Source organism: Mesorhizobium sp. M1A.F.Ca.IN.020.06.1.1 (assembly GCF_004023265.1).
Classification (GTDB): Bacteria; Pseudomonadota; Alphaproteobacteria; order Rhizobiales; family Rhizobiaceae; genus Mesorhizobium.
The window spans coordinates 1-5236 of sequence record NZ_RZSR01000380.1; the positions used below are offsets into that span (position 1 = coordinate 1).

The window sequence follows — 5236 nt, forward strand, 5'->3', positions numbered from 1 at the left end:
GGGCAGTAGAGCACGAAGCAGTCGCCGCCGATGCCGGTGGATTGCGGCTCGACAACCGCCTGCACGGCCGCGGCGCAGACGGCCGCATCCATGGCGTTGCCGCCGGACCGCAACATGTCGATGGCGGCAAGTGTGGCGAGCGGATGCGAGGTCGCGGCCATGGCTTCGGTGGCGCGGACCGGCGAGCGGCCTGGAAACTGGAAATCACGCATTCTGTTCGAGGTATCCCTGTATTCTCAACGTCCGCGGCCGAAAAGCTGGGCGGCGGACAACAAGACGATCGATAGCACGATCAGGCAAGTCGAAATGGCGGCAATCGTCGGATCGATCTGGTCGCGCAATGCATTGAACATGCGGCGCGTCAGCGTCGTGGTCTCACCGCCCGAGATGAAGAGCGACACCACCACCTCGTCGAAGGAGGTGATGAAGGCAAAGAGCGCGCCCGAGACGATCGAGAAGCGCAACTGCGGCATGGTCACCTGGAAAAAGGCCGCGAAGCGGCCGGCGCCAAGGCTGCGCGCCACCATCTCCTGGTTCATGTCGTAAGAGCGCAGCCCCGACAGGACGGTGAGCACGACCAGCGGCAACGCCTGGACGGTGTGGGCGATGACGAGGCCGGTCAGCGTGTTGTTGAGGCCAATGCGGGCATAGAGAAAGAAAGTGCCGATGCCGATCAGGATGACCGGAATGATCAGCGACGCCGTGAGCAGCGCATTGATGGCGCCGGTCAGCCTGAGCGTGCCGGCGTTGATGGCATAGGCAGCTGCGGTGCCGAGCGGCGTCGCCACGATCGCGGTCATCACCGCCACCTTCACCGAGACGATGGTGGCGTCGCGCCATTCGACGGAACCGAAATAGCTCTCATACCAGCGCAGCGACCATTGCTCGGGCGGGAACTGCAGCAGCGTCGAGCCGGAGAAGGACATGATGACAATAATCACCGAGGGCGCGATCAAAAACAGCATGACGAGGCCGCCCAGCAGATAGAGCCAGAGGCGTTGCCAATGCGTTATAGGCAGGCTGCTTTCGGCGCTCATCGCTGGCTCCAAACGCCGGTGGCGCGCGCGCCGAGCAGCCACTGGAAGAAGCCGAGCAGCGCCAGCGTGACGGCAAGCAGCACGACGCCGAGCGCAGCACCCGCGCCCCAGTTCGAGTAGAGGCTGGTCGCCTGCTCCATGCGCATCGCCCACATGATGACCTTGCCGCCGCCCATCAGCGCCGGCGTGACGAAAAAGCCGAGGCAAAGCACGAAGACGATGACCACGCCGGAGGCGAGGCCCGGCAGCGACAGCGGGAAAAAGATCTGGCGGAAGGTGGCGGCGGGGTTGGCGCCGAGATTCATGCCGGCGCGCAGGCAGTCGACATCGATGGTCTTCATCGAAGCATAGAGCGGTAGCACCAGGAAGGGCAGCATGATGTGGGTCATGCCGATGACGACGCCGGCAAAATTGTTGGCGAGCGGCAGCGGCTGGGCGATCACGCCGAGATCGATCAGCCAATTGTTGATCAGCCCCTTGCGCTGCAGGATGACCAGCCAGGCATAGGTGCGCACCAGCACCGAGGTCCAGAACGGCAGGATGACGAAGATCAGGCAGATCGAGGCGGCGCGGCGCGGCAGTTGCGACAGCATATAGGCCAGCGGGTAGCCGAACAGCACGCAGGCGCCGGTGACAACAAAGGCAACCTTGAATGTGGTCGCGAAGGTCTTGATGTAGGACGCCTGCTCGAAGAAGCGCGCGTAATTGGCGAGGCTGAGCTGGCCGCTCTCGTCGAACAGCGACAACCAGAACAGCCAGCCGATCGGTACGATGATGACGGCGAATACCAGGAACAGCCCGGGCGACAGCAGCGCCAGAAGCCCCAGCGCCTGGCGCCTGGCATCCGAGCGCAATGCCCAGGCGTTGAGTTCCCCGTCCTGCCCGACGGCGTGACCAAGACTGGCGGACCCGACGCTCATTGATCCGACACCAGCACGACGTCCTGGGCATCGATGCCGAGCGCGATCGGCTCGCCCGGCGCCGGCAGCTTCGCCAGCACGTCGCTGCGACAATAGTCGCGCAGCGTCACCTGGCGGCCGTCGCGAAGCGTCGCATAGCAGATGAAGCTGTCGCCCTGATAGATGACATCGCCGACCGTTGCCGGCAGCGCGTTGACGGGACGTGCCTGATCCGCGTCGGCGAGCAGCCGCAATTTCTCCGGCCGCACCACCATCAAGTGCCGACCGGCGGACGGCGCCGGGTCATTCATGCGCAGCTTCCGATCCTCATACCAGACGCTGCCGTTGCGGCATTCGACCGGGATGAAATTGGATTCGCCGATGAAGCCGGCGACGAACTTCGTCTTAGGCCGGGCGTAGAGCACCTCGGGCTGGTCGATCTGCTCGATGCGTCCGGCATTCATGACCGCGATGCGATCGGACATGGTGATCGCCTCGCGCTGGTCATGCGTGACGTAGACCGTTGTCATGCCGAGCCGCCGATGCAGGTTGCGCAATTCGATCTGCATGTGCTCGCGTAAGCCTTTGTCGAGCGCCGACAGCGGCTCGTCCATCAGCACGATGCGCGGCTCGAAGACGATGGCGCGGGCCAAAGCCACGCGCTGGCGCTGGCCGCCCGAAAGCTGGTCGACGCGGCGCTCGCCGAGACCTTTCAGCTGCACCAGGTCCAGCGCCCGCTCGACACGCTCGGCCGTTTCCGCCGCCGATACGCGCCGCTGCTTCAGCGGAAAGGCGATGTTGTGGAAGACGTTCATATGCGGGAACAGCGCATAGTTCTGGAACACCATGCCGATGTTGCGCTTGTGTGGCGGCATGGTGATGATCTCCTCGCCGCCGACCTTGATCGAGCCGGCATTGGCCCGCACAAAGCCGGCCAGGATCATCAGCAGCGTGGTCTTTCCCGACCCCGACGGACCGAGCAGCGTCAGGAATTCACCGGCCGCGACATCGAGGCTGAGATCGCTCAGGATGGAGAGCGCGCCGAAGCGCTTCTCGATACCGTGGATGCCGATGGGAAGCGCTGTCGGCGCAAGAGACAAGAGCATCTCCTTCAACTCCGGATCATTGATAGCGCGGCGGAGCAGCGCCTCGTCGCGCCGCTCCGCCGCGCAGTCGTTATTGCTGGATCAGGTTGTTGAACTTCTCCGTCGCCTCGACGAGGTTGTCGCGCCAGAACTCGGGATCCTGAAGCACCTGCTTCTTGACGTTGTCGGGCGCGGAGTTGATGTCCTTGATGCGCTCCTGCGGGATCTTGCCGGTCTCGAAGGCCTTCTCGTTGGCCGGGCCGTTGTCGACATAGAGCGGCAGATTGGCCTGGAGGTCGGGGCTGACGAACTTGGCCAGCGCTTTCATCGCGAGGTCCTTGTTCTTCGAGCCCTTCGGGATGACCATGCAGTCGGCGGTAAGCACACCCTGGTCGAAGGAGAAGCTGACAGGTGCGCCTTCCTTCCTCAGGGTGCCGGCGCGGCCGTTCCAGATGCTCGCCATATCGACCTCACCGTCCTTCACGAGTTGCATGGCCTGCGCGCCCGAGGTCCACCAAGCGTCGATGTGACCCTTGACCTTGTCGACGGATTGCAGCGCGCCGTCGATGTCGACCGGATAGACCTTGTCGATCGGAGTGCCTTTGGCGAGCGCCGCGACGCTCAGTGTCTCCGTCGCCTGGCTGCCGGAGAGCGCCCGCCGGCCCGGGAACTTTTCCACGTCCCAGAAATCGGCCCAGGTCTTCGGTCCCTTGTCGCCGAAAACATCGGTCCGGTAGATCAGCACGACGGACGTGTAGGAGATGCCAACCCAGTCGTCATGGACGAGCTTCGGGTTGATGCCGCTCTTGTCGATGACGTTGTAGTCGAGCTTTTCGAACAGGCCCTCCTTGGAACCGCGCGCGCATTCGTCGGCGCCAAGCTCGGTGATGTCCCATTTCACCGCATTGCCGGTGACCTGCAGGCGCACGTCGTCGAGGCCGTTGGTGGTGTCCTGCTTGATGGTGATGCCGAGCTCCTTGGCCGTCGGATCGAAGAAGGCCTTGGTCTGTGCCTCCTGATAGGTGCCGCCCCATGAGGCGACGGTGATGGTGTCGGCGGCCGAGGCCGGAACGGCGGCCGAGGCCAGCAGGCCGGCTACGGCCAGACCGTGAATGCAAAGTCTCTTCGTCATTTTCGCTTCTCCAACCGGTGTTCCCATTATCGTTGATTTGGTATGCGAATTTGTATACAATTTTGAGTGTAATTCTCCGGAAGCCGATGTCAACATGTGCCGAGCGTTTTTTGGGCGGCGATGAGTTGAGGCTTCGGGCCTGGAGCGTTTGATACGGCTCTGTTTCAAGCAGGAGCCAAAAGGCACTAGACTGCGAATCCGTGACTGACCGTTGGAGGCGGGACGCTTGAGCAAGGAGAGAAAGAACACGCTGCGCGATTCGGTGTTCGAGAAGCTGAAGGCGTTGATCATCACCGGCCAGATCCCGCCAGGCGGCCGCGTGACCGAGAACGAGATCGCCGAGCGCCTGAAGGTGAGCCGCACGCCGGTGCGCGAAGCCTTCAACCGTCTCGAGCGCGACGGCCTGGTGATCGGACGTCCGCGCCAGGGCTATATTGTTGCCGAGTTCAACCTGACCATGTTCCGCGAGGCCTTCGACATTCGCGAGCTGCTCGACGGGCGCGCGACCGAGCTGGCAGCGGCGAACGCGACCGCCGCCGACAAGGCGCGGCTGCGCCACATGCTCGCCGAATGCGAACGGCTGGCGGCAATCCCCGACCGCAGCACACGAGAGAAATTTGAGGAGCTGCAGGTCGGCATCGATCTGCACCGGGTGATCGCCGAGATCAGCGGCAACGAGATGCTGCACGGCATGCTTTGCGGCATCCTCGACAAATGCCAGCAATATGTGTGGACCGAGCTTCTGTGGCTGGACGAGTGGAAGCTCACCCGCGAGGAGCATACGGGCATCGTCGACGCGATCTGCGCCGGTGATGTCGCTTTGGCCGGCGAGCGCGCTCGCGCGCATGTGCGCGGCTCGCGCGAGAACATCCTGCGCCTGCTGCAGGCCAAGTCCGATTATCAGGGCTTTTTCGCCAAGGCTTCGTGAGGCCGGCGATCAGTTCGAGAGCACAGGGCAGTTGGCGCCACGCCGCAGGCTGATGTGCGCTACGTCGCCGATGCTGAATCGAAAACCGTCGGCGCGGCGTGGGGCATCGATGACGATTGCAGTCCCCTGCCCCAGTTCGGCGTGAAGGCGCAGCG

6 protein-coding genes are annotated in these 5236 nt (G+C 63.5%); 1 reads left to right on the forward strand and 5 read right to left on the reverse strand.

All coding sequences use genetic code 11. The features are described 5' to 3' along the window. The 5 genes from EOA60_RS17475 to EOA60_RS17495 form a co-directional block, all read right to left on the reverse strand. On the reverse strand, positions 1 to 212 hold a 212-nt coding region (locus EOA60_RS17475; protein WP_206628149.1), incomplete at its 3' end, for a gamma-glutamyltransferase. A gap of 24 nt (positions 213 to 236) precedes the next feature. Beyond that, positions 237 to 1037: an ABC transporter permease gene (locus EOA60_RS17480; RefSeq protein WP_067327792.1), complete on the reverse strand. Its 801-nt coding sequence runs from the start codon at positions 1035 to 1037 to the stop codon at positions 237 to 239. Next, the gene (locus tag EOA60_RS17485; protein WP_095823844.1) at positions 1034 to 1957 is read right to left on the reverse strand and encodes an ABC transporter permease; all 924 of its coding nucleotides are present in this window, start codon (positions 1955 to 1957) and stop codon (positions 1034 to 1036) included. Before EOA60_RS17485 ends, EOA60_RS17480 begins: the two co-directional genes overlap by 4 nt. Next, entirely contained in the window at positions 1954 to 3036 is a 1083-nt protein-coding gene (locus EOA60_RS17490; RefSeq protein ID WP_095823935.1) for an ABC transporter ATP-binding protein, read from the reverse strand. Before EOA60_RS17490 ends, EOA60_RS17485 begins: the two co-directional genes overlap by 4 nt. A gap of 76 nt (positions 3037 to 3112) precedes the next feature. Further along, entirely contained in the window at positions 3113 to 4153 is a 1041-nt protein-coding gene (locus tag EOA60_RS17495) for an ABC transporter substrate-binding protein (protein ID WP_067327790.1), read from the reverse strand. A 226-nt stretch (positions 4154 to 4379) separates the two neighbouring features. Between EOA60_RS17495 and EOA60_RS17500 the strand changes: the two genes are divergently transcribed. Continuing rightward, complete coding sequence (locus tag EOA60_RS17500; RefSeq protein ID WP_164748502.1) at positions 4380 to 5081, forward strand: GntR family transcriptional regulator; 702 nt, start codon at positions 4380 to 4382, stop codon at positions 5079 to 5081. Positions 5082 to 5236: the final 155 nt, after the last annotated feature.

Coding starts and splice junctions, on each gene's coding strand:
- EOA60_RS17480 (WP_067327792.1), bottom strand. CDS start 1,037: ATGAGCGCCGAAAGCAGCCTGCCTATAACGCATTGGCAACGCCTCTGG.
- EOA60_RS17485 (WP_095823844.1), bottom strand. CDS start 1,957: ATGAGCGTCGGGTCCGCCAGTCTTGGTCACGCCGTCGGGCAGGACGGG.
- EOA60_RS17495 (WP_067327790.1), bottom strand. CDS start 4,153: ATGACGAAGAGACTTTGCATTCACGGTCTGGCCGTAGCCGGCCTGCTG.